The following is a 21,150-nucleotide window of genomic DNA, read 5'->3' as shown; positions in this document are numbered from 1 at the left end:
AAAAGAAAGATGATGAAAGATACTATAGATAAATGCTTGGTATGCCAAGACTAAAAATGAAAATAATCATGGGTTCGGCGTTTTTGATACTTTTTTTACGTTATAAAAAAATAATGTTTAATTAATATCAAAATATGATGTGTTTTTTTTGCAATATCTAATGGAAATTATCGTTAGATTATAATCCGTTTTAGTTAGGAGAAAAATTATGTAGGCAGATCAAAAAGCACCTCCGGTCGAGGTTAAATTAGGCTTTAATTGGCAAGGATTACTGATTTCCGTTGTGGTTGGCGTTGGTATCGTCTTAATTCCGACTCCGGAAGGGTTGAGTGAAAGAGCATGGGGAATGTTGGCTTTATTCGTTGCAACGATTGTGGCGATTATTGCAAAAGCAATGCCTATGGGTGCGGCTACTTTAGTCGCATTAGTGATTAGCGGTGTTACCGAATTAACTCCGATTAAAGCGGGTAAAGACGAAGTGGCGATGTTATCCGGTTTTTCCAATGCAACGATTTGGTTAATCGGGATTGCAATGTTTTTATCGCAAGCGGTAATTAAAACGGGATTGGGTAAACGTATCGCACTTTATTTCGTTTCTCGTTTCGGTAAGAGAATGATGGGTGTTGCTTACGGTATTGCGCTTGCCGATTTGGTTATCGGTCCGGGAATTCCGTCCGCTTCTGCACGCGGCGGCGGTATTATGTATCCGATTATGAAATCGATTGCCGAAGCATACGATTCTAAGCCCGGTCCGACAGCAAAACGTGCCGGTGCGTTTTTAGCTTTAGCCGTATCGCAAATCGATACGATTGTTTGTACGATGTTTTTAACCGCTATGGCGGGTAACCCTCTGATTGCCGAACTTGCTCGCGGTCAAGGGGTAGAGATTTCATGGATTACTTGGTTTATCGGCACATTGGTGCCGGGTGTCGTTTGTTTAATCGTGCTGCCGTATTTACTCTATTTGATTTATCCGCCCGAATTAAAAGATACGCCTAAAATGGCGGAAATGGCTCGTCAAGAATTACAAAATATGGGCAAAATGAGTAAAGCGGAATGGATTTTAGCATTAGATTTTGTGTTATTACTCTTCCTCTGGACTGTCGGTGATCTTGCATTTGGTATTTTGGTACTGGTTTACTTCTATACGCGCTATTTCTTCGCTTCGGCAATGGCGCATATTTCCGCTATGTATCTTGCTTTCCTTGCGGCGGCAATTGCGGTCGGAACACCGCCGATGTTAGCGGCAATCGGCTTAGGCTATACTTCGACTTTATCAATGAGCTTAACCCAATATGCCGGCGGTCCGGGACCTGCATTATTCGGATCCGGTTATAACACGACGGGACAATGGTGGGGCGTCAGCTTCATTATTTCGGTCGCTTCGTTAGTGATTTGGTTTACCGTTGGTGGCGCTTGGATGAAGTTACTCGGTTGGTGGTAATCGATATTTTAAGATGTGATAAATGATTTAAGCGGTCAAATTTGTATAAAAAAATGCAAATTTGACCGCTTGTTTTTTATATAGATAAGAATTTATTTATTAATATGTTTCATAATTAAATTGAAAATTATGAAGTTGCATAATATTAACGGTTCTTGCATTATTTTGATATCGACTTAGCTCATTGCATAGTTAAGTCATCCGAATCAGAACATTGCAGGAGTGCAGTATGACAACATTACATATCTTAGGTTTCCCACGTGTAGGGGCAAAACGTGAATTAAAATTTGCGCAGGAACGCTACTGGCGTAAAGAATTAGCCGAACAAGATTTATTAGATCTGGCAAAAGCGTTACGTGAAAAAAATTGGCTGCATCAAGCGCAAGCCGATGCGGATTTTGTCACGGTCGGCGATTTTACGTTTTACGATCACATTTTAGATCTACAAGTAGCAACCGGCGCGATACCGGCTCGTTTTGGTTTTGACAGCCAAACGCTGAGCCTTGATCAATATTTCCAATTAGCACGTGGTAATAAAGAGCAGTTTGCGATTGAAATGACCAAATGGTTTGATACTAACTATCACTATCTTGTACCGGAATTTCAGAAAAATACCACGTTTAAGGCGAATCCTACGCATTATGTGAATCAAATTCGTGAAGCGAAAGCTGCCGGACATCAGGTTAAACCGGTGATCGTCGGTCTGCTCACATTTTTATGGCTAGGTAAAGAAAAAGGCGAAGCCTTTAACCGCTTTGATTTACTCAAGCAACTTGTGCCGATTTATTTTGAGATTTTAACCGCACTCGCCGCTGAAGGTGTGGAATGGATTCAAATTGATGAACCGGCATTGGCATTAGATTTACCTCAAGAATGGCTTGCGGCTTATCAAGATGTTTACGCTCAATTAGCTAAAGTGAATGCGAAGCTATTATTGGCAACTTATTTCGGCTCGGTGGCGGAACACGCTGCTTTATTAAAAGCGTTGCCGGTAGATGGTTTACACCTTGATCTCGTGCGTGCGCCGGAACAACTCAGTGCATTTGAAGATTATCCGAAAGTGCTTTCTGCCGGTGTGATTGATGGGCGTAATATTTGGCGAGCGAATTTAAATCGTGTATTGGATGTGTTGGAACCGTTAAAAGCGAAATTTAATCAGCGTTTATGGATTGCACCGAGCTGTTCGCTATTGCATACACCTTATGATTTAGCGGTAGAAACGCAATTACAGCAAAATAATCCTGAATTATATCGCTGGTTAGCTTTTACCTTACAAAAAGTGGCAGAGTTGCAAGTTTTAAAACAGGCGTTAAATGCAGGGCGGTCAGCGGTCGCAGAGCAATTAAATGACAGCCAAACCGCGGCAGATGCTCGAGCAAACAGCAACGTGATTCATAAAGCGGAAGTCGCGCAACGTTTAGCTAACTTACCGGCAAATGCGGATAAGCGCCAGTCACCTTTTGCCGAGCGAATTAAATTGCAAAATAAATGGCTAAATTTACCGCTTCTTCCGACTACCAATATCGGTTCTTTCCCGCAAACATTGGAAATTCGTCACGCCCGTGCCGCATTTAAAAAAGGTGAACTCTCGCTTGCCGATTATGAAGCGGCAATGAAAAAGGAAATTGAATTTGTGGTACGTAAGCAGGAAGAACTGGATTTAGACGTACTGGTGCACGGTGAAGCGGAACGTAACGATATGGTGGAATATTTCGGTGAGTTGCTGGACGGTTTTGCTTTCACCAAATTCGGTTGGGTACAAAGCTACGGTTCTCGTTGTGTAAAACCGCCGGTGATTTATGGTGACGTCACTCGTCCTGAACCGATGACGGTACGTTGGTCGCAATATGCTCAAAGCCTGACCGATAAAGTGATGAAGGGTATGCTAACCGGTCCGGTGACGATTTTACAATGGTCGTTTGTGCGTAACGATATTCCGCGTTCCACGGTATGTAAGCAAATTGGTGTGGCACTTTCCGATGAGGTATTAGATCTGGAAAAAGCCGGTATTAAAGTGATTCAGATTGATGAGCCGGCGATTCGAGAGGGCTTACCGCTTAAACGTGCGGATTGGGATGCCTATTTACAATGGGCGGGTGAAGCGTTCCGTTTAAGTTATATGGGGGTAAAAGACGATACCCAAATCCACACCCATATGTGTTATTCGGAATTTAACGATATTTTACCGGCGATTGCAGGGCTTGATGCGGATGTGATCACGATTGAAACCTCACGTTCGGATATGGAATTACTCACGGCGTTTGCAGATTTCAAATATCCGAATGATATCGGCCCGGGCGTTTATGATATTCATAGCCCTCGTGTACCGACCGCCGGCGAAATCGAGCATTTATTACGTAAGGCATTGAAGGTAATACCGAAAGAACGTTTATGGGTGAATCCGGATTGCGGCTTAAAAACGCGCGGTTGGAAAGAAACTATTGAACAATTACAAGTGATGGTTGAAGTAACGAAAAAATTACGTGCGGAATTAGCCGAATAACTCGACAAAATCGCATTTAATTTTTCATAAAAGCAAGCGGTTTAATTTGCAAAAAAATAGGCAAATTAGACCGCTTGTTTAAATTATTTGTTAGAATATCGCCACTTATATCTTTCTTGTTTCAAGCAAGAGGATTTTCTATTTAGGAAAATAAAAATGCGCATTATTTTAACTTCTTTAGTGCTATTTGCCGCTTCAACGGCAAGTTATGCGGAAAAAAGCGAGCCGGTTCAAGGGCAACTTGAAAACGGTTTACGATATACCTTGCTGCCGTTACATGCGGAAAAAGGACGGATTGAAATCCGAATGAAAGTCAATGCCGGAGCGATTGACGAAACCGATACGCAGTTAGGCGCAACCAATGTACTTAAGCATTTGGTGTTACGCGGCACTAAAGCTCACCCCAACGGTTTAACGCCGTATCTAAACGAACAAAAGTGGAAGCCGGAAAATAATTATCGTATCGAGAGCGGTTATGATCATACCACTTACCATATGATTCCGCCTTCAACCTCCAATCTGGATAAAAGTCTCTATTTGTTGGAGCAAATGCTATTCCAAGCGAAGCTAACCCAAGAAGATTTGGATGACGAGCGTAAGCATATCTTGGAAGAGTGGCGACAAGCGCAGAGTGTCGGTAGATTAATGAATCAGAAACGTATTGCGGCGGTACGTACGGATTCTCGTTATGCCGACAGAGCGATTATCGGCACAGCGGAGAATATCCAAAATTTACCGGCGACCCAGTTGCAGCAGTTTTATCAAACGTGGTACACGCCGAATAATATGCAGCTATTAGTGGTCGGCGATATCGAGCCGGAAGCGGCGCAACAACAAATTCAGCAACGCTTCTCGAGTTTTACAGCTAAAGAAATGCCGAAAAGAGATTATTTAGAGCCGAAATTATCCGAAGGATTAGCGATTAATAAACTCCAAGATGCGCGTAGTAGTGTCAGCCAAGTCGCATATATTTTCCGTTTTGACGAAATGAAACATCGAGTGCGTACTAATGAAGCGCGCTACGAGCGTTTAATTGATCGTTTGGCACTAGCGTTATTGTCGCAACGGTTACAGGATCAATCCGCCGCTTTGCCTAAAGGCGTGTCCGCTATAACGGTACGTAAATCCGATATCGGTAGAAATACCGCCGCATTAGGTTGGTTTGCGACGGTTGCATCAACGCAACATGAGTTAGGCTTAAAACAAATTTTTAGCGAAATAGAGCATCTCAAAGGTTCGCCTATTACCGAAGAGGAACTGACCAAACAAAAAGAAGCGGTTCAAATTCAGATAGAAAATGCTAAAAAAGATGAAAACGATCGAGATTTCCAACAGTGGTTACAAATCATGTCGGAAAGCGTATTAGCGGATAAGCCGTATTTAACGCAGAAGAAATTGGCGGAATTATTGGAACCGATGCTGAAAAAAGTCTCGGCTAAAGAAGTAAATGAAAGAATCCAACAATGGATTGGCAGCAAAGATCGTTTAATCAATTACCAACCGCCAAGAAAGGTGCAGATAAAACCAATTACATTAGAAACGGTAAATAAGTTGCAAGCGGAAGCGGAACAAACAGAGCTAGCAAAGACAGAAGCGGAGAAAACGGAAGTGGAAAAAGCAGAAGTAGAAAAAACGGAAGCGACTCAGCCGGCTACCGAAAAAAATCCTTAGAGCGGAAAGAGTAATCAAGCGATTGATTACTCTTTATTTTTACCCTTTTAAACGGAATCGTCCCCGACTGTAACGAGTTTTCATCAAAGCAAGGATTTGTTCTTTGTCGCTACCGACTTTTTGGTCGCTCTGCTTCGCAACGATTAAGGAATGTTGGATCGAGTGAGCGTGCGTAATCGCAATCGCAAGCGCATCGGCGGCATCGGCTTGCGGTTTGGAAGAAAGTTGAAGCATTCGAGTGACCATATCCTGCACTTGGATTTTATCCGCCGAGCCGATGCCGGTCACGGTTTGTTTGACTAAACGGGCGGCATATTCAAATACCGGTAAATCGTGATTTACCGCTGCGACAATCGCTGTACCGCGAGCTTGTCCGAGTTTGAGTGCGGAATCGGCATTTTTCGCCATAAACACTTGTTCAATCGCAAACATATCAGGTTGGAATTGAGTGATGATTTCGGTCACGCCTGCATAGATGCGTTTTAAACGAGTCGGTAAATCATCAACGGAAGTGCGAATTGCGCCGCTTCCCAAATATTCTAAATGGCGTCCGGTTTGACGAATTACACCATAACCGGTAACCCGTGAACCGGGGTCAATTCCTAAAATAATCGGCATAGTTTGTCCAATGAATGAAAACAAGCGGGCAGATTTGCAAAAAATTTTACAAATCCGCCCGCTTATCTAAACGAATCAATCTGTTATTTATTTAACTTTGCAGTTGCAGTTTGATTAACTTCGCAGTTTTTTGCAAGGATTTCATCCGCATTTTTACCTTTTTTGAATAACATTCCCGCTTCGGTTTTATTAAAGGTTGAAAGTGAGAAGGTTTCATCTAGGTTCCATACGTGCGTTTTTGAAGCGAATGACGCAAAGTCTTTATTTTTCTCATCACGCATTAACTCTTTTACCGCCACATCATTCACGGTTAAAGTTAAGCCGGTTGCTTTCTCACCTTCAAAGTCATAGGTGGCAACCACGGTTTTATTGTTTTGGCATTGATAAACCACGGTTTTAGAAGAGGCGGTTAATTTATTTTTTACGGTATTTACTGTGTTTGAAACACCGTTAGATACGGCGGTCGCACCTTCTTTTACGGCATTGGTTGTCGCTGAGGCGGCATTTGATACGCCTTCGCCGACCGTTGAAGCTACATCATTAGCGGTTGAACAAGCGGCTAAAAGTGCGGCGAAAGATAATGAAGAGATAAGTTTAATTCCTTTCATTTTTTATTCCTTACAATTAAAAAAACAAACACACACGTTTTTCAACGCTTTCATTAGAGAAACAAAAGCCAACATTAGTTCAATAAGTTACTAAAAAATAAGCCAACCGAAAGGTTGGCTTAAGGGCAAGAAATTAGAGAAGGGCTGCAACTTCGTCGCTGATTTCGCCGTTGTGATAAACGTTTTGTACGTCGTCACAATCTTCAAGGCGGTTAATTAAATCAAGTAATTTCGGTGCGGTTTCCGCATCAAGTTCAACCGTAGTTGATGGGATCATAGTGACTTCCGCTTCTTGGATTTTAAAGCCCGCCGCTTCAATACCGTCACGTACGCTACCTAAATCTTCCCAAGCGGTATAGACTTCAAACGAACCGTCTTCTTGCGGTTGAATATCGTCTGCACCCGCTTCAATCGCTGCTTCGGTTAGTGCGTCTTCATCGCCTGAAGCAATTAAAATTAAGCCTTTTTTGCTGAATAAGTAACCGACAGAACCTTCGGTACCTAAGTTACCGCCGCATTTAGTGAAACTTGGACGAACTTGTGAAATGGTACGGTTCGCGTTATCGCTTAAACATTCAACCATTACCGCCGTACCGCCCGGACCGTAGCCTTCGTAGATTTTCGTTTCCATATTGGTGTCATCGCCGCCGCCTACGCCACGCTCGATCGCACGGTTGATCGTATCACGTGTCATATTGTTTGATAACGCTTTATCTACTGCAGAACGTAAACGAGGGTTCGCAGAAACGTCGCCTCCGCCAATTTTTGCCGCAGTAACTAATTCACGAATTAATTTAGTAAAAATTTTACCGCGTTGTGCATCTTGTGCCGCTTTACGGTGTTTAATGTTAGCCCACTTACTATGACCTGCCATTCTGTTGTTTCCTTCTTTTAAATTTATGTTTTGAAAAAGTTCCCCTCTTTTCTAAAGAGGGGAGTTAAATATTTTGCAATCGCCGCCGCATTATTCGGTGATTTTGTTAGCCGGACGGCTTCTTCGACGCTCACCCATTTAAACGCTAAATGTTCACTTAATATCGGTTGTCTTTCTTGCGTTAAGGCAAGTAAAAACCAATGTTCCGAGCAATGAGTAACGTCAGGCGCGTATTTATACCGAAAATGCGGAAAAATCTCAAATTCTACCGATTCGTTGCAATCCGTTAGCGTAAATTTTTCCGCCAAAATATCGATGCCGGTTTCTTCTTTCACTTCACGAATTGCCGTTTCAAACGGCCGTTCATTCGGCTCAAGCGAACCTGTTACCGATTGCCAAAATTCGGGATCGTCTTGGCGTTGTAGCATTAAGACTCTTCCCGAATTTTTCGCATAAATCACAACTAAAACGGAGTTAGGATTTTTGTATTTCATTTGCAAAAAATCAGCAATTTTTAACCGCTTGCTTTATTCCGCTTTTTCTTTTTTCAATACTGCAATACCAAGCTCTTCCAACGCTTGCGGGTTTGCGAAACTTGGTGCTTCGGTCATTAAACACGCCGCTGCGGTAGTTTTCGGGAATGCGATGACATCACGAATATTTTCCGTGCCGGTAATAAGCATAGTTAAACGGTCTAAACCGAATGCAAGACCGGCGTGCGGAGGCGTACCGAATTTTAATGCGTCTAATAAGAAGCCGAATTTTTCTTGTTGATCTTGTTCGTTAATGCCGAGGATACCGAATACGGTTTGTTGCATTTTCGGATCGTAAATACGTACTGAACCGCCGCCCACTTCATAACCGTTAATAACCATATCGTAAGCGTTCGCAACCGCATTCACCGGATTTGCCGCCAGTTCTTCCGGCGTTAAATTTTTCGGTGAAGTGAACGGGTGGTGCATTGCAGAAAGATTGCCTTCATCGTCTTTTTCAAACATTGGGAAGTCAATTACCCAAAGCGGTTTCCAAGCTGAAAGATCGGTTAATGCTAAATCACGACCGACTTTCAGACGTAAAGCACCCATTGAGTCGGTAACGACTTGCCATTTATCCGCACCGAAGAATAGGATGTCGCCGCTGGTTGCGTTAGTACGCTCGATTAACGCTTTGAAAACCTCTTCGTTTAAGAATTTTGCGACCGGGCTTTGGATGCCTTCCATACCAGCATTCACATTATTGATTTTTGCCCATGCTAAGCCTTTTGCACCGTAAATACCGACAAATTGGGTATATTCGTCAATTTGTTTGCGGGTAAGGCTTGCACCGTTCGGCACACGAAGCACGGTTACACGACCGTCCGCCGAATTTGCCGGCTCGTTAAATACTTTAAACTCAACGTCTTTTAAAATATCCGCCACGTCCACTAATTCTAACGGGTTACGTAAATCCGGCTTATCAGAACCGAAACGTTGCATCGCTTCCTGCCACGTCATGATTGGGAATTTGCCTAAATCTACGTTTAAGCGATCCAACCATAAGCCGTGAATCATATTTTCCATTAATTCACGCACTTCTTCAGCGGTTAAGAATGAGGTTTCCACATCGATTTGGGTAAATTCCGGCTGACGATCGGCACGTAAATCTTCATCACGGAAACATTTTACGATTTGGTAGTAACGGTCAAAACCCGACATCATTAGCAACTGTTTGAAAAGCTGCGGTGATTGCGGTAAGGCATAGAATTTACCGTTGTGTACACGGCTTGGTACTAAATAGTCACGTGCGCCTTCCGGTGTCGCTTTGGTTAGCATTGGCGTTTCGATATCAAGGAAACCGTTGTCGTCCATATAGCGGCGTACGAAGCTGGTGATTTTCGCACGTGTTTTGAGTTTTTCCGCCATTTCCGGACGGCGTAAGTCAAGATAGCGATATTTTAAACGTTGTTCTTCAGTATTGTTTTGGTTGAAATCAAGCGGTAAAACGTCGGCATTGTTGTACACAACGACGTTTTTCACTAATACTTCGATTTCACCGGTCGCCATCTCTTTGTTGATTTGCGATTCGTCACGGGCAATCACTTCACCTTGAATTTGCACACAGGCTTCCGAACGTAGGCTTGAAGCGATTTTGAAAATCGCTTCGTCTTTCTCGTCAAAGAAAACTTGCACGATACCTTCACGGTCACGGATTTGCATAAAAATAAAACGACCGAGGTTACGCACACGGTGAACCCAACCGCTTAATGTTACGGTTTGACCAACGTGCGAGCGGTTTAAAGCACCGCAGTAATGAGAACGCATCATAAAAATATCCTTAAGATTTAAAAATAGGTTTTCCGCTGTGAGAAATGCGGAGACAAAATCTTTGAAATTATAGCGGAAAATTGGCAGGAATTGGAGATAAAAACAAATAAAGCGGTCGATTTTGTAACAAAATTTACTAAAAAATGACCGCTTATTTATTAATTGGAAAAGTTATTTGGCAACAGTTGCTTCAATTAATTTTTCAGCTTTCGCTAAACTGTTTTCTACCGCTGAATACGGCGTATTTGAATGGGCGACAACTTGTTCCGCTTTGTGTAACATGACTTCTACTTTGCCTTTGGTCGGTTCGGTAACTAATACTTTTAACGGTAATTGTAACGCAAGTGTCGGATCTTTTACCATTAACGGCGTACCGGCTTTCGGCGTACCGTAAATAATCACGGTTGCCGGTTGCATTTCAAGACCGGCGGCTTTCGCAGCGGCTTGGTGATCGATCTTGGTAAAAATCGCCATACCTTTATCTTTAAAACCGGTTTCTAATGTTTCAACGGTTTGCTGAAAGTCGAATTTACTTTCAAAAATCGTCGGTTTTAAATTGGTTTCGGCATTCGCTAAAGCGCTCGCTAATAAAGAGACAAGTGCAAATATTTTTAGCTTCATTCTTTTCATCCTCAATAAAAACAGATGACGGTTAGACTGTTAATCGTTTGTATTCTTACAATAAGGTTTCTTTAAGCTAATTTGCTTTTATCGTCAATGTTAAGCCAATTGCGTAGCATTTGTTCACCGTGTTCGGTAATAAAGGATTCAGGGTGGAATTGCACGCCGTAAATCGGTAAATGCTGATGTTTAAATGCCATTAAGACATTTTGATCACAAACTGCCGTGGCAACAAGCGGTGTATTTTGCAAGGATTTTTGCGAGATTGCCCACGAATGATATAAACCGATATTAAAACGCTCGGGTAAACCGTCAAAAATCGGGTTATCGCCAATTTGGATTAAAGGGCGTTGCTGCCCATGTCTGACTTCATTCAAGTTGTATAGCTCGCCGCCAAAAAATTCACACAGCGTCTGATGACCTAAACAGACGCCTAAAATCGATTTGGTTTGTTGAAAACGTTCCAACATTTCAAAGGTTTGCGGATAAGCTTTTGGTACATCCGGGCCGGGTGAAATCAAAATATGGCTAAAGTTTTCCACCTCATCAAGCACTAATTGTTCTACTAAAACCACTTTCATCGGCACGCCGATTTTACGTAGTAGATCAACCAGATTGAAAGTAAAGGAATCGTGGTTATCGATAATTAATAAATTAGTGGCGTTCTTCATTGTTTGCTGCATTGCTATCTTCAATCTTTTCTGCAATTAGTGTGAGTTTATTGGTATCAAAATCATTGGTGAGCATCTCAACCGCCGGCATCGTTTGGCTCGCTTTGGCGGAAAGTTGCTGGAAGCGTTCTACTTTGCCGACCAAGCCTTGGCGTCCGACTAATGAGGTTACCGTTTGATTATATTGGTTATTGACCGTATTCAGCGTATTGCCCAATTTCGCCAAACGATCTGCAACAGTACATACTTGATTATAAATTTCGCCCGCTTTTTCGCTGATTTCACGTGCTTCGGCATTACCTCGCTCAATTCGCCATAAATTTGCAACGGTACGCAAAATCGGCATTAAAGTAGTGTAAGAAACCAAAATGACATTACGTTCATAACCGTAATTAAACAGCTGCGGATCGTGCTTCATCGCTTCAATATAAGCCGGCTCAATCGGTACGAACATCAACACGAAATCCGGACTTTTTACTCCTTGCAAACTGCTGTAATTTTTTTTCGACAAGCCGTCGATATGCGTGCGGAGTGATCTGCAATGTTCATCCAACGCCTGAGTAATAGCAAAATTTTCTTCGGATCTGACCGCTTGATCGTAAGCCAGCAACGATACTTTACTATCAATAATTAAGTGTTTTTGATCGGGTAAATGCACCACAAAGTCAGGTGCGAAGCGTTTGCCTTCTTGGTCTCGGAAACTTTCTTGAGCCACATAGTGCTCGCCGGCTAATAATCCAGCCGCTTGTAGTGCCGATTCAAGCTGTACTTCGCCCCAATTACCGGCGATTTTATTGTTGCCTTTAAGCGCGTTGGTGAGGTTTTGTGCCTCTTCCGACATCGACACACCGATTTGTAGCACCCTTTTCAGTTCGGCTTCTAAACTTGCCGTGCCTTTTAGCGATTCGCTATGCACTTCATTTACTCGTTTTTGGAAACCTTCGATTTGTTCTTTAAACGGTTTTAACAGGGCATCTAACGAAGATTGATTGCTCGCGGTAAAACTTTTGGTTTTTTCTTCCAAAATTTGCTGTGCCAAATGTTGAAACTCAACATTTAGCTGTTGTTTTACCTCGATAAAATTGCGTTGTTGCGCTTCAAAATTCGCTTGTTTTTCTGAGAGTGAGGTACGCAATTCGGTTAATTCATTTTGCGTTTGGCTAAGTTGAGCCGAAAGCGATTGGCTTTCACGTTCTTTATGCGAAAGTACATTTTGATTAAATTGTAATTGTTCTTCTAAACTTTCCGACTTGGCTTGGAATGCACCGATACGCTCTTTAAGCTCATTGATATAGCGTTCTAATTGTTGTTCTTGCTGTTCCGCTTCTTCAATTTTGCTGTGCAAGCGGTTAATTTGCGCTTCTTTTTCGCTAATTCGCTCAATACCCGCTTGGGCTTGGGTTTTATATTGAATTGCCCATTGTTCGATCTGATTTTTTTCAACGGCAAGTTGCTCAAATTTTTGGTTAATTTGGGTGAGTTCGGCTTGTGCTTTGGTCAAATCTTGTGAAAGCTCAAATGCATCACGTTGATAGCGTGATTGGAGAAAAAATAGAAACACAGCGATAACCAATAACACGGCAATCGCTACATAAAACCATATTTCATCAATAATCATAAAGGTAAACCTGAATCTAATAGAAAAATATACAGTATTATAGCAATCCGGCGAAAAATGAAAAGTGAAAGAACATTGCTAAATTGGCGGAAATTCCCCTAGAATAACGGCAATATTCGTCACATTTTGAGTTTATGCAACATTTTATTCAAACCGCCAATCAACTCGGGCAACAGAAAAGCCCGTTTTTCTTTTTAATTGATTTTGAACAGCAAAAGCCAATCATTTGTCCACTGGAACAAGCGGCGGCAAGCGGTCTATTTTTCGATTTTTTTTGCAAGTCGAATGTTCAGTCGCAAAACGTTCGCAAACCATTTGAATTTCAAATCAATCCCATCTCGTTTGAAACTTATCAGCAAGGTTTTGAGCTTGTTCAAAAGGAAATCCAAGCCGGTAACAGCTATTTATTGAATTTGACTTATCCGACTGAAATTCAAACCAATTACAGTTTAGAAGAACTGTTTTTCGCCAGTTCGGCAAAATATAAATTGTGGCTGAAAGGGCGGTTTGTTTGTTTTTCGCCGGAAACTTTTGTGCGGATCCAACAAAATAAAATCTACTCTTACCCGATGAAAGGCACAATCAATGCGAATGAGCCGAATGCGGCGGAGAAGCTGATGCAATCGGATAAAGAATTTACCGAACACAATACGATTGTAGATTTGATTCGTAATGATTTAGCGTTAGTTTCACAAAATATTCAGGTGACGAAATATCGCTATTTAGAGAAAGTGAATACCTACCGTGGCGCGATTTACCAAACCAGTTCCGAAATCTGCGGCGAACTAAACAAAAATTGGCAAGCGAGTATTGGCTCACTGTTAGCGAAACTCCTACCGGCAGGCTCAATTAGCGGTGCGCCGAAGGAGAAAACCGTAGAGATTATTCAACAAGCGGAAATCGAACAGCGAGGTTATTACACCGGTATTTTCGGCTATTTTGACGGTGAAAATTTAGAGAGTGCGGTGGCGATTCGTTTTATTGAACAGAATAATGAGCGACTGCTTTTCCGTAGCGGTGGTGGTATTACTGCAAAAAGCGTACTGAACGATGAATATAATGAACTGTTGGAGAAAGTTTATGTGCCGATTTCCATTGTTTGAAACGATTGCAATTATTGATGGTGAACCGCAAAATTTAGCTTATCATCAGCAACGTTTTGAAAGTGCGATGAAGCAATATTTTAATGCGCAACCAAAATGGCAATTAGCAGAAGTGATTTGTGTACCGGACGAATTTCAGCAGGGCAGTGTGCGCTGCCGTATTGATTACAATGCGAGCGAGTTTCAGCAGCAATTTTTCTTTTATTCGCAACGTAAGATCAACGTTTTCCAATGTGTTTATACCGAGAATTTGGATTACCGCTTTAAATATAGCGATCGCAAGCGGTTGGATTCGCTCAAAACTTTGCAAGCCGATGAAGTGATTATTATCAATAATGGCAAGGTGAGCGATTGTACGATTGGAAATTTACTGTTTTTAAAACAAGGACTGTGGTTTAGCTCGCAAGATTATTTATTAAAAGGTACGCAGCTGACTAAACTGGTTGAAACCGGTGTGGTTGATTTGGTGCAAATTACAGCGCAAGATTTGCTTCAGTATGAACAAATTATGATGGTAAATGCGCTTAATCCTTTTGATTTACAAAGGGCTTTACCGATTTCGGCGATCAATTTTGCCGGATAGATCGAAAAACAGTAAAAAAATGCTTGAAACTGTATAAGTAAACACTATAATAATACACAGTTAATTGACGACAAGCGGTCGTTTTTTCAGAAAAGTTTGCAAAGGACAATACTATGGCAGCGGATAACAAAAAAGCGCAAAAGAACACAGTAACAAAACAAATCGATCCGGAACAAAAAGAAAAAGCATTAGCTGCTGCTCTTGCCCAAATTGAAAAACAATTTGGTAAAGGTTCTATTATGCGCTTAGGCGACACGCAAGCGCTTGATATTGAAGCGGTTTCAACCGGTTCAATCGGTTTAGACGCCGCATTAGGTATCGGTGGCTTACCGATGGGACGTATCGTTGAGATCTATGGGCCGGAATCTTCAGGTAAAACGACGCTGACTTTATCGGTCATTGCGCAAGCACAAAAATCAGGTAAAACTTGTGCGTTTATTGATGCGGAACACGCGCTTGATCCGGTTTATGCACGTAAATTAGGCGTGGATACCGATGCATTGTTAATTTCACAACCGGATAACGGTGAACAAGCGCTCGAGATTTGTGATGCGTTGGTTCGTTCCGGTGCGGTTGATGTAATTATTGTGGACTCGGTTGCTGCATTAACGCCGAAAGCGGAAATTGAAGGCGATATGGGCGATTCTCATATGGGCTTACAAGCACGTTTAATGTCACAAGCGTTACGTAAATTAACGGCAAACATTAAGGCGACTAACTGCTTAGTGGTGTTTATCAACCAAATTCGTATGAAGATCGGTGTGATGTTCGGTAACCCTGAAACAACAACCGGCGGTAACGCACTTAAATTCTACGCTTCGGTTCGTTTAGATATTCGTCGTTCAGGTGTAGTAAAAGACGGAGATGAAGTGGTCGGTAGCGAAACGAAAGTGAAAATTGTGAAAAATAAAGTTGCGCCGCCGTTCCGTGAAGTTCAATTCGACATTATGTATGGTGAAGGTATTTCACGTATGAATGAACTATTAATTCTTGCCGAAGCAAACGGTTTTATCCAAAAAGCGGGTGCATGGTTCTCATACGAAGGTACGAAAATCGGTCAAGGTAAAAATAATGCAATTAAATGGTTAAAAGAAAATCCGGAGATTGCAGAGAAAATTGAACAAGATATTCGTGAGCAACTTATTTCAACACCGGAAAAAACATCGGCAGGTGAACAAAATGTGCTAGATGCCGATGATGTGAATGACTTTGAAGACGAAGCGTTTAACGAAGAAGAACTATAATAAAAATGCGGTTTCTGCGAAGGTAGAAACCGCATTTGTTTTTTATATATTTAATTATTTATTATTTTACGTATGGCTAGCTACACGGCAATAAATTATCTGTTATATTTACTCTCTAAGCGAGATTATAGTGAACAAGATTTACGACGAAAATTAGTTCAAAAAGAATATAGCCAAGAAGAAATAGAGCAGGCTATCGAACGCGCGCAAGCGAATAATTGGCAAAGTGATGAGCGTTATTGTGCCGGTTTTATTCGTTACCGTTCACAACAAGGAATTGGTCCTCGCCGCTTAAAACAAGAATTGAAACTCAAAGGGATTAAAGATTGGCTGATAAACCAAGAATTGGAGAATGCCGAGATTGATTGGTTTATACTTGCCGAACAAGTTTTTGAGAAAAAACGACCGCAGGTATGGGATATTAAAGCCAAACAAAAAATGTGGCGTTTTATGCTTAGCCGAGGCTTTTATAATGATCACTTTAGCCATCTAATGGACATAGATTACAATGACACAGAATATGAATAATATTACTTTTTTTAGCCGTTTCGAGGCAGATATTTTAGCCGGTAAGAAAAACATTACCATTCGAGATAAATCCGAAGCTTATTTTCAACCTAAGCAAGAACTAAAGGTTTTTACTAATGAAACTAATCTTTTCTTTGCTGACATTCGAGTAATTTCCGTTACGCCTATCCGTTTCGAGCAATTAAACGAGCAACACGCTAAACAAGAAAATATGTCGTTAGCAGAGCTGAAGCAAGTCATCAGAGAGATTTATCCGAATGATAATGACTTTTTTGTGATTGAGTTTGAATTAATTGAATGAGTCTTTTTAAATCAACGAAACAAGTAGAACTTTGTCCAGAGTGTGGTTCTGCATTACAAATTAAACGAGGGAAACAAGGCTTATTTTTAGGTTGTAGTAGTTATCCGCAATGTGACTATATAAAATCGCTACATCAGACTAACCGCGTAATTAAAGATTTAACGGAAATTTGTCCTGAATGTGGACACTTTTTACAGTTAAAACAGGGTAATTTTGGGATTTTTATTGGCTGTAGTCATTATCCGGAGTGTCATTTTACTGTACATAATGAGGCGGAAGAACAAGAAGAATTTGATTGTCCGGAGTGTAAAACGCATAAATTAGTGGCGCGAAAGGGGCGTTCGGGTAAAACGTTTTATGGTTGTAGCGGATTTCCTAACTGTAAGTTTACGTTGGCATCTAAACCTATAGCAAAAACTTGTCCTCAATGCCAATGTTCAATCGTGACGCTTAAGAAGCAGCGTGGAAAATCGATGTATCTATGTGCGAATAAGTCATGCCAATATCTATTTAGTGAAGAAAATGAATAACTTAGAAAATATTGTTGAGCAATTAAAACGGAATCGTGTGGTTGCTTATCCTACCGAAGCGGTCTTCGGTTTAGGTTGTAATCCTAATAATGAGTCAGCCGTGCGAGCTTTATTAAAATTAAAAAAACGGCCGGAAGAAAAAGGGCTTATTCTGATAGCTCCAACCAAAGAGCTATTACTTCCTTATATTGATGAGAATAAATTAACCGCAGCGCATTGGCAAATTTTTGAAACGCCTTCGGAACGAGCGATTACTTGGGTAATGCCCGCTAAAAAGGCGGTTCCTCAATATTTGACTGGGCAATTTGATACGATTGCTGTACGTTTATGCTGTATTCCTGCAGTCATTGATCTTTGTGAACGTACCGGATTTGCTCTAACTTCAACCAGTTGCAATTTAACCGGACAAGAACCGTGCCGAACGGCAGATGAAGTCAAATTGCAATTCGGTGCGGATTTTCCTGTATTGGAAGCGGAAACTGCTGGCAAAACCAATCCTTCTGAAATTCGAGATATTTTTACACAACATATTTTTAGACAAGGATAAATAAACATGAATCAGTATGCAGTATGGGGAAATCCGATTGCGCAAAGTAAGTCACCTCGTATTCATCAACTTTTTGGCGAGCAAACCGGTAAGTCTATTAGTTATGTTGCTAAGTTAGGGAATGAGCTGAATTTTGAGAACGAGCTTATGCAGTTTTTTGCAGAGGGGGCAAAAGGGGCAAATATTACCGCACCGTTTAAAGAACGCGCGTTCTCACTTGCGGATGAATATAGTGAGAGCTGTTTGTTAGCGGAAGCCTGTAATACATTAAAACGTTTAGATGACGGACGTTTATATGCGGATAATACTGATGGTTTTGGACTTTGTTCTGATTTAGAACGTCTAGGTTGGCTGAAACCTCATCAGCGGGTACTTATTTTAGGCGCAGGCGGAGCGACTAAGGGGGTACTTTTTCCGCTGCTAAAAGCGAAACAGCAGATTACTATCTATAATCGAACCTTAGAGAAAGCGGTTCGTTTAGCAGAAAAATTTGCAAAATACGGCAAAATTCAAACCGCTTCATTAGCGCAAATCGCAGAGCAACAATTTGATTTGATTATTAATGCGACATCTTTAGGCTTACAAGGTAAATATGTGCCTGTTGCGGCTCATCTTTTAAAAAGTGCTGCGGTTTATGATATGCAATATGCACCTGATATGCAGACACCGTTTTTAAATTATGCGCGTGAGTGCGGTGCAGTGCGTTATCAAGACGGTTTGGGCATGTTGGTCGGTCAGGCAGGCTTTGCATTTAAACTTTGGGAAAATGAATTTCCGAACGTTGAAAAAGTGCTTAAACAATTGAAAAATGAAATGGAAAATGCAAAATAAGATTTCATAACCTATTATAAAATAAGCAAAATTTAGTTATTTTTATGACAAAATGAGCAATGTATAGCCAAATAATCAAATTTCTGACTTTTTTTTAAAAAAGTGTTTGACGAGGCAAAATAAAATCAGCATAATACACCCCGTAAACCGATATGGTGAACGCAAATTTAAAATGGCTACATAGCTCAGCTGGTTAGAGCACAACACTCATAATGTTGGGGTCGCAAGTTCGAATCTCGCTGTAGCCACCATTTGCGGGAATGGCGAAATTGGTAGACGCACCAGATTTAGGTTCTGGCGCCGCGAGGTGTGTGGGTTCAAGTCCCTCTTCCCGCACCATTTATCGATTTATAACAATTAGTGTTGGGGTATCGCCAAGCGGTAAGGCACCGGGTTTTGATCTCGGCATCCCTAGGTTCGAATCCTAGTACCCCAGCCATCTTACTATTCAATATTATTCTTATCCGTTTTTTGATTTATACATAATAATCCTTATTATTTTCTTTAGCTTTCGCATAAAATTAATTAGAATTAAAAGCTATCCCATAAGGAGAAAGTAAATGTTAAATCCTAAGAATTTTGAGCAGTTAGCTCAACAGCTCCATAATGCATTGCCTCAACCTTTAAAAAATGTCGGCAATGATCTCGAAGAAAAGTTTAAACAAATCCTCCAAGCCCAATTAGCTAAACTTGATGTTGTTACCCGTGAAGAATTTGATGTGCAATCTCAAGTATTACTCCGTACCCGCGAAAAACTTAATGAATTAGAAAAACGGTTGAATGATCTCGAATCTCGTCAATCTCAAGAGTAATTTATTTTAATTTTAATCAGCAAAAGGATAGTCCAAATGCAAAATATTAACCCAACCAAAACTGCAGCTTGGTCCGCTTTAGAGCAGCATAAAGCGGATAATTTAAATATTCCTCAGCTATTTGCCGAAGATGCTAATCGTTTTGACAAATATCACTTAAATTTTGAACAGCAAATTCTCGTCGATTTTTCTAAAAATGCAATTAACCAAAAAACCTTAGCTTTATTACGTCAGTTAGCGAATGAATGCGGTTTAGCTTCTGCAACCGAAGCGATGTTCTCCGGTCAAAAAATCAATCGTACCGAAAATCGTGCGGTATTACACACCGCATTACGTAATCGTTCTAATACGCCTGTACTTGTGGATGGCAAAGATGTGATGCCGGAAGTGAATGCTGTACTGGCTAAAATGAAAGATTTCTGTGAGCGTGTTATTTCAGGTGGCTGGAAAGGCTATACGGGAAAAGCAATTACCGATGTGATTAATATCGGGATCGGCGGTTCGGATTTAGGCCCTTATATGGTAACCGAAGCGTTACGTCCATATAAAAATCATTTGAATATGCACTTTGTGTCAAATGTAGATGGTACGCATATTGCGGAAGTACTGAAAAAAGTGAACCCTGAAACGACATTAGTATTAGTTGCTTCAAAAACCTTTACTACTCAAGAAACGATGACCAATGCTTTAACCGCACGCGAGTGGTTATTAGCGGCGGCAAAAGACGAATCGGCAGTGGCGAAACACTTTGCCGCATTATCGACTAATGCGACAGAAGTCGCAAAATTCGGGATTGATACGGCAAATATGTTCGAATTCTGGGATTGGGTAGGCGGTCGTTATTCGTTATGGTCGGCAATCGGTCTTTCTATTGCGTTGTCATTAGGTTTTGAAAACTTTGAAGCATTGCTTTCTGGCGCACATGCAATGGATAACCATTTCCGTACTGCACCGATTGAGAAAAATATCCCGACAACATTGGCGTTAATCGGTATCTGGAACAGTAATTTCCTTGGTGCGGAAACCGAAGCGTTATTACCTTATGATCAATATTTACATCGCTTTGCTGCTTATTTCCAACAAGGCAATATGGAATCAAACGGTAAATTCGTCGGTCGTGACGGTAGTCCGGTAACGCATCAAACCGGCCCGATTGTATGGGGCGAGCCGGGCACTAACGGTCAGCACGCTTTCTATCAATTAATTCACCAAGGCACGAAGCTGATTCCTTGTGATTTTATCGCTCCGGCACAAACACATAATCCGGTCGGCGATCACCATGCAAAACTATTATCTAACTTCTTTGCACAAACAGAAGCGCTTGCTTTTGGGAAATCGAAAGAAACCGTTGAAGCGGAATTTGTGGCGGCAGGTAAGAATTTAGCGGATGTTGCGGAAATTGTGCCGTTTAAAGTATTTACCGGTAATAAACCGACAAACTCAATTTTAGTGCAAAAAATTACACCGTTCACTTTAGGGGCGTTGATTGCAATGTATGAACATAAGATCTTCGTACAAGGGGTAATTTTCAATATCTACAGCTTTGACCAATGGGGCGTAGAATTAGGTAAACAACTCGCAAATCGTATCTTACCTGAGTTACAAAATGCGGAGAAAATTAGCAGTCACGACAGTTCGACTAACGGTTTAATTAATCAATTTAAAGCATGGCGTTAATCCGTCCGTAAGTATTTAATACCAAGCAATAGCGGTCATTTTTGCAATTTATTTTGTAAAAAT

Annotated in this window: 20 protein-coding genes, 3 tRNA genes and 1 pseudogene; 16 read left to right on the top strand and 8 right to left on the bottom strand. The window is 41.2% G+C overall.

What is annotated here, in order from left to right; all coding sequences use genetic code 11:
• Positions 1–232 precede the first annotated feature (232 nt).
• The 3 genes and pseudogenes from DRF63_RS06320 to DRF63_RS06310 form a co-directional block, all read left to right on the top strand.
• A pseudogene (locus tag DRF63_RS06320) lies at positions 233–1,444 on the top strand (DASS family sodium-coupled anion symporter); the annotation flags it as partial.
• A gap of 229 nt (positions 1,445–1,673) precedes the next feature.
• On the top strand, positions 1,674–3,947 hold the full coding sequence (metE, locus tag DRF63_RS06315; protein ID WP_005598062.1) for a 5-methyltetrahydropteroyltriglutamate--homocysteine S-methyltransferase: 2,274 nt from the start codon (positions 1,674–1,676) through the stop codon (positions 3,945–3,947).
• A gap of 156 nt (positions 3,948–4,103) precedes the next feature.
• Positions 4,104–5,618 carry a M16 family metallopeptidase gene (locus DRF63_RS06310; RefSeq protein ID WP_005614008.1) on the top strand — a complete coding sequence of 505 codons (1,515 nt, stop codon included), beginning with the start codon at positions 4,104–4,106 and terminating at the stop codon, positions 5,616–5,618.
• 39 nt (positions 5,619–5,657) lie between these two features.
• Here DRF63_RS06310 and ruvC read toward each other — a convergent pair whose 3' ends face one another.
• The 8 genes from ruvC to DRF63_RS06270 form a co-directional block, all read right to left on the bottom strand.
• Positions 5,658–6,236, bottom strand: a complete 579-nt coding sequence (gene ruvC / locus DRF63_RS06305; protein WP_005598058.1) for a crossover junction endodeoxyribonuclease RuvC — start codon at positions 6,234–6,236, stop codon at positions 5,658–5,660.
• Between the two features lie 83 nt (positions 6,237–6,319).
• Entirely contained in the window at positions 6,320–6,844 is a 525-nt protein-coding gene (locus DRF63_RS06300) for a hypothetical protein (RefSeq protein ID WP_005598057.1), read from the bottom strand.
• Positions 6,845–6,977: 133 nt separating this feature from the next.
• Entirely contained in the window at positions 6,978–7,718 is a 741-nt protein-coding gene (locus DRF63_RS06295; protein ID WP_005598055.1) for a YebC/PmpR family DNA-binding transcriptional regulator, read from the bottom strand.
• 23 nt (positions 7,719–7,741) lie between these two features.
• Positions 7,742–8,212 carry a dihydroneopterin triphosphate diphosphatase gene (gene nudB, locus DRF63_RS06290; RefSeq protein WP_005598052.1) on the bottom strand — a complete coding sequence of 157 codons (471 nt, stop codon included), beginning with the start codon at positions 8,210–8,212 and terminating at the stop codon, positions 7,742–7,744.
• A 33-nt stretch (positions 8,213–8,245) separates the two neighbouring features.
• Positions 8,246–10,021, bottom strand: coding sequence for an aspartate--tRNA ligase (gene aspS / locus DRF63_RS06285; RefSeq protein ID WP_005598050.1), 1,776 nt, complete (start codon positions 10,019–10,021; stop codon positions 8,246–8,248).
• Between the two features lie 171 nt (positions 10,022–10,192).
• The gene (locus tag DRF63_RS06280) at positions 10,193–10,642 is read right to left on the bottom strand and encodes a DUF302 domain-containing protein (RefSeq protein ID WP_043991857.1); all 450 of its coding nucleotides are present in this window, start codon (positions 10,640–10,642) and stop codon (positions 10,193–10,195) included.
• Positions 10,643–10,713: 71 nt separating this feature from the next.
• A complete protein-coding gene (locus tag DRF63_RS06275) occupies positions 10,714–11,325 on the bottom strand; it encodes an anthranilate synthase component II (RefSeq protein WP_005604884.1) in 612 nt (203 codons plus the stop codon).
• Positions 11,297–12,931 carry a DNA recombination protein RmuC gene (locus DRF63_RS06270; RefSeq protein ID WP_005598047.1) on the bottom strand — a complete coding sequence of 545 codons (1,635 nt, stop codon included), beginning with the start codon at positions 12,929–12,931 and terminating at the stop codon, positions 11,297–11,299. The genes DRF63_RS06275 and DRF63_RS06270 overlap by 29 nt, the downstream gene beginning before the upstream one ends.
• Before the next feature lie 134 nt (positions 12,932–13,065).
• Here DRF63_RS06270 and DRF63_RS06265 point away from each other — a divergent pair, with 134 nt between their 5' ends.
• From DRF63_RS06265 to pgi, 13 genes are all read left to right on the top strand, one after another.
• Positions 13,066–14,034, top strand: a complete 969-nt coding sequence (locus DRF63_RS06265; RefSeq protein WP_005598045.1) for an aminodeoxychorismate synthase component I — start codon at positions 13,066–13,068, stop codon at positions 14,032–14,034.
• On the top strand, positions 14,012–14,617 hold the full coding sequence (locus DRF63_RS06260; RefSeq protein ID WP_005620210.1) for an aminotransferase class IV family protein: 606 nt from the start codon (positions 14,012–14,014) through the stop codon (positions 14,615–14,617). The genes DRF63_RS06265 and DRF63_RS06260 overlap by 23 nt, the downstream gene beginning before the upstream one ends.
• A 113-nt stretch (positions 14,618–14,730) precedes the next feature.
• Entirely contained in the window at positions 14,731–15,861 is a 1,131-nt protein-coding gene (gene recA / locus DRF63_RS06255) for a recombinase RecA (protein WP_005598042.1), read from the top strand.
• Between the two features lie 72 nt (positions 15,862–15,933).
• Positions 15,934–16,389, top strand: coding sequence for a recombination regulator RecX (recX, locus tag DRF63_RS06250; protein WP_005598040.1), 456 nt, complete (start codon positions 15,934–15,936; stop codon positions 16,387–16,389).
• Positions 16,382–16,690 carry a N(4)-acetylcytidine aminohydrolase gene (gene yqfB / locus DRF63_RS06245; RefSeq protein WP_005598038.1) on the top strand — a complete coding sequence of 103 codons (309 nt, stop codon included), beginning with the start codon at positions 16,382–16,384 and terminating at the stop codon, positions 16,688–16,690. Before recX ends, yqfB begins: the two co-directional genes overlap by 8 nt.
• Positions 16,687–17,220 carry a DNA topoisomerase family protein gene (locus DRF63_RS06240; protein WP_005619441.1) on the top strand — a complete coding sequence of 178 codons (534 nt, stop codon included), beginning with the start codon at positions 16,687–16,689 and terminating at the stop codon, positions 17,218–17,220. Before yqfB ends, DRF63_RS06240 begins: the two co-directional genes overlap by 4 nt.
• Positions 17,213–17,767, top strand: coding sequence for an L-threonylcarbamoyladenylate synthase type 1 TsaC (gene tsaC, locus DRF63_RS06235; protein ID WP_005601623.1), 555 nt, complete (start codon positions 17,213–17,215; stop codon positions 17,765–17,767). The genes DRF63_RS06240 and tsaC overlap by 8 nt, the downstream gene beginning before the upstream one ends.
• Before the next feature lie 6 nt (positions 17,768–17,773).
• Positions 17,774–18,598 (top strand): shikimate dehydrogenase, encoded by an 825-nt coding sequence (gene aroE, locus DRF63_RS06230; protein ID WP_005598034.1) that lies wholly within the window; start codon positions 17,774–17,776, stop codon positions 18,596–18,598.
• A gap of 174 nt (positions 18,599–18,772) precedes the next feature.
• A tRNA-Met gene (locus DRF63_RS06225) sits at positions 18,773–18,849 on the top strand.
• A 3-nt stretch (positions 18,850–18,852) separates the two neighbouring features.
• Positions 18,853–18,937: transfer RNA gene (locus DRF63_RS06220), tRNA-Leu, on the top strand.
• A gap of 25 nt (positions 18,938–18,962) precedes the next feature.
• Positions 18,963–19,037: transfer RNA gene (locus DRF63_RS06215), tRNA-Gln, on the top strand.
• A gap of 121 nt (positions 19,038–19,158) precedes the next feature.
• Complete coding sequence (gene ubiK, locus DRF63_RS06210) at positions 19,159–19,410, top strand: ubiquinone biosynthesis accessory factor UbiK (protein ID WP_005598032.1); 252 nt, start codon at positions 19,159–19,161, stop codon at positions 19,408–19,410.
• A gap of 36 nt (positions 19,411–19,446) precedes the next feature.
• Positions 19,447–21,087: a glucose-6-phosphate isomerase gene (gene pgi / locus DRF63_RS06205; protein WP_005598030.1), complete on the top strand. Its 1,641-nt coding sequence runs from the start codon at positions 19,447–19,449 to the stop codon at positions 21,085–21,087.
• Positions 21,088–21,150: the final 63 nt, after the last annotated feature.

Origin of the sequence: Actinobacillus pleuropneumoniae, assembly GCF_003290385.1 — a bacterium.
Lineage (GTDB): Bacteria > Pseudomonadota > Gammaproteobacteria > Enterobacterales > Pasteurellaceae > Actinobacillus > Actinobacillus lignieresii.
Note: the sequence above shows the minus strand (reverse complement) of the source record. Positions and strands in the feature narration are given on the sequence as shown.

Coding starts and splice junctions, on each gene's coding strand:
- ruvC (WP_005598058.1), bottom strand. CDS start 6,236: ATGCCGATTATTTTAGGAATTGACCCCGGTTCACGGGTTACCGGTTAT.
- DRF63_RS06295 (WP_005598055.1), bottom strand. CDS start 7,718: ATGGCAGGTCATAGTAAGTGGGCTAACATTAAACACCGTAAAGCGGCA.
- DRF63_RS06280 (WP_043991857.1), bottom strand. CDS start 10,642: ATGAAGCTAAAAATATTTGCACTTGTCTCTTTATTAGCGAGCGCTTTA.
- DRF63_RS06265 (WP_005598045.1), top strand. CDS start 13,066: ATGCAACATTTTATTCAAACCGCCAATCAACTCGGGCAACAGAAAAGC.
- aspS (WP_005598050.1), bottom strand. CDS start 10,021: ATGATGCGTTCTCATTACTGCGGTGCTTTAAACCGCTCGCACGTTGGT.
- DRF63_RS06275 (WP_005604884.1), bottom strand. CDS start 11,325: ATGCAGCAAACAATGAAGAACGCCACTAATTTATTAATTATCGATAAC.
- metE (WP_005598062.1), top strand. CDS start 1,674: ATGACAACATTACATATCTTAGGTTTCCCACGTGTAGGGGCAAAACGT.
- nudB (WP_005598052.1), bottom strand. CDS start 8,212: ATGAAATACAAAAATCCTAACTCCGTTTTAGTTGTGATTTATGCGAAA.
- aroE (WP_005598034.1), top strand. CDS start 17,774: ATGAATCAGTATGCAGTATGGGGAAATCCGATTGCGCAAAGTAAGTCA.
- DRF63_RS06300 (WP_005598057.1), bottom strand. CDS start 6,844: ATGAAAGGAATTAAACTTATCTCTTCATTATCTTTCGCCGCACTTTTA.
- recX (WP_005598040.1), top strand. CDS start 15,934: ATGGCTAGCTACACGGCAATAAATTATCTGTTATATTTACTCTCTAAG.
- DRF63_RS06260 (WP_005620210.1), top strand. CDS start 14,012: ATGTGCCGATTTCCATTGTTTGAAACGATTGCAATTATTGATGGTGAA.
- yqfB (WP_005598038.1), top strand. CDS start 16,382: ATGAATAATATTACTTTTTTTAGCCGTTTCGAGGCAGATATTTTAGCC.
- recA (WP_005598042.1), top strand. CDS start 14,731: ATGGCAGCGGATAACAAAAAAGCGCAAAAGAACACAGTAACAAAACAA.
- tsaC (WP_005601623.1), top strand. CDS start 17,213: ATGAATAACTTAGAAAATATTGTTGAGCAATTAAAACGGAATCGTGTG.
- DRF63_RS06270 (WP_005598047.1), bottom strand. CDS start 12,931: ATGATTATTGATGAAATATGGTTTTATGTAGCGATTGCCGTGTTATTG.
- DRF63_RS06310 (WP_005614008.1), top strand. CDS start 4,104: ATGCGCATTATTTTAACTTCTTTAGTGCTATTTGCCGCTTCAACGGCA.
- pgi (WP_005598030.1), top strand. CDS start 19,447: ATGCAAAATATTAACCCAACCAAAACTGCAGCTTGGTCCGCTTTAGAG.
- ubiK (WP_005598032.1), top strand. CDS start 19,159: ATGTTAAATCCTAAGAATTTTGAGCAGTTAGCTCAACAGCTCCATAAT.
- DRF63_RS06240 (WP_005619441.1), top strand. CDS start 16,687: ATGAGTCTTTTTAAATCAACGAAACAAGTAGAACTTTGTCCAGAGTGT.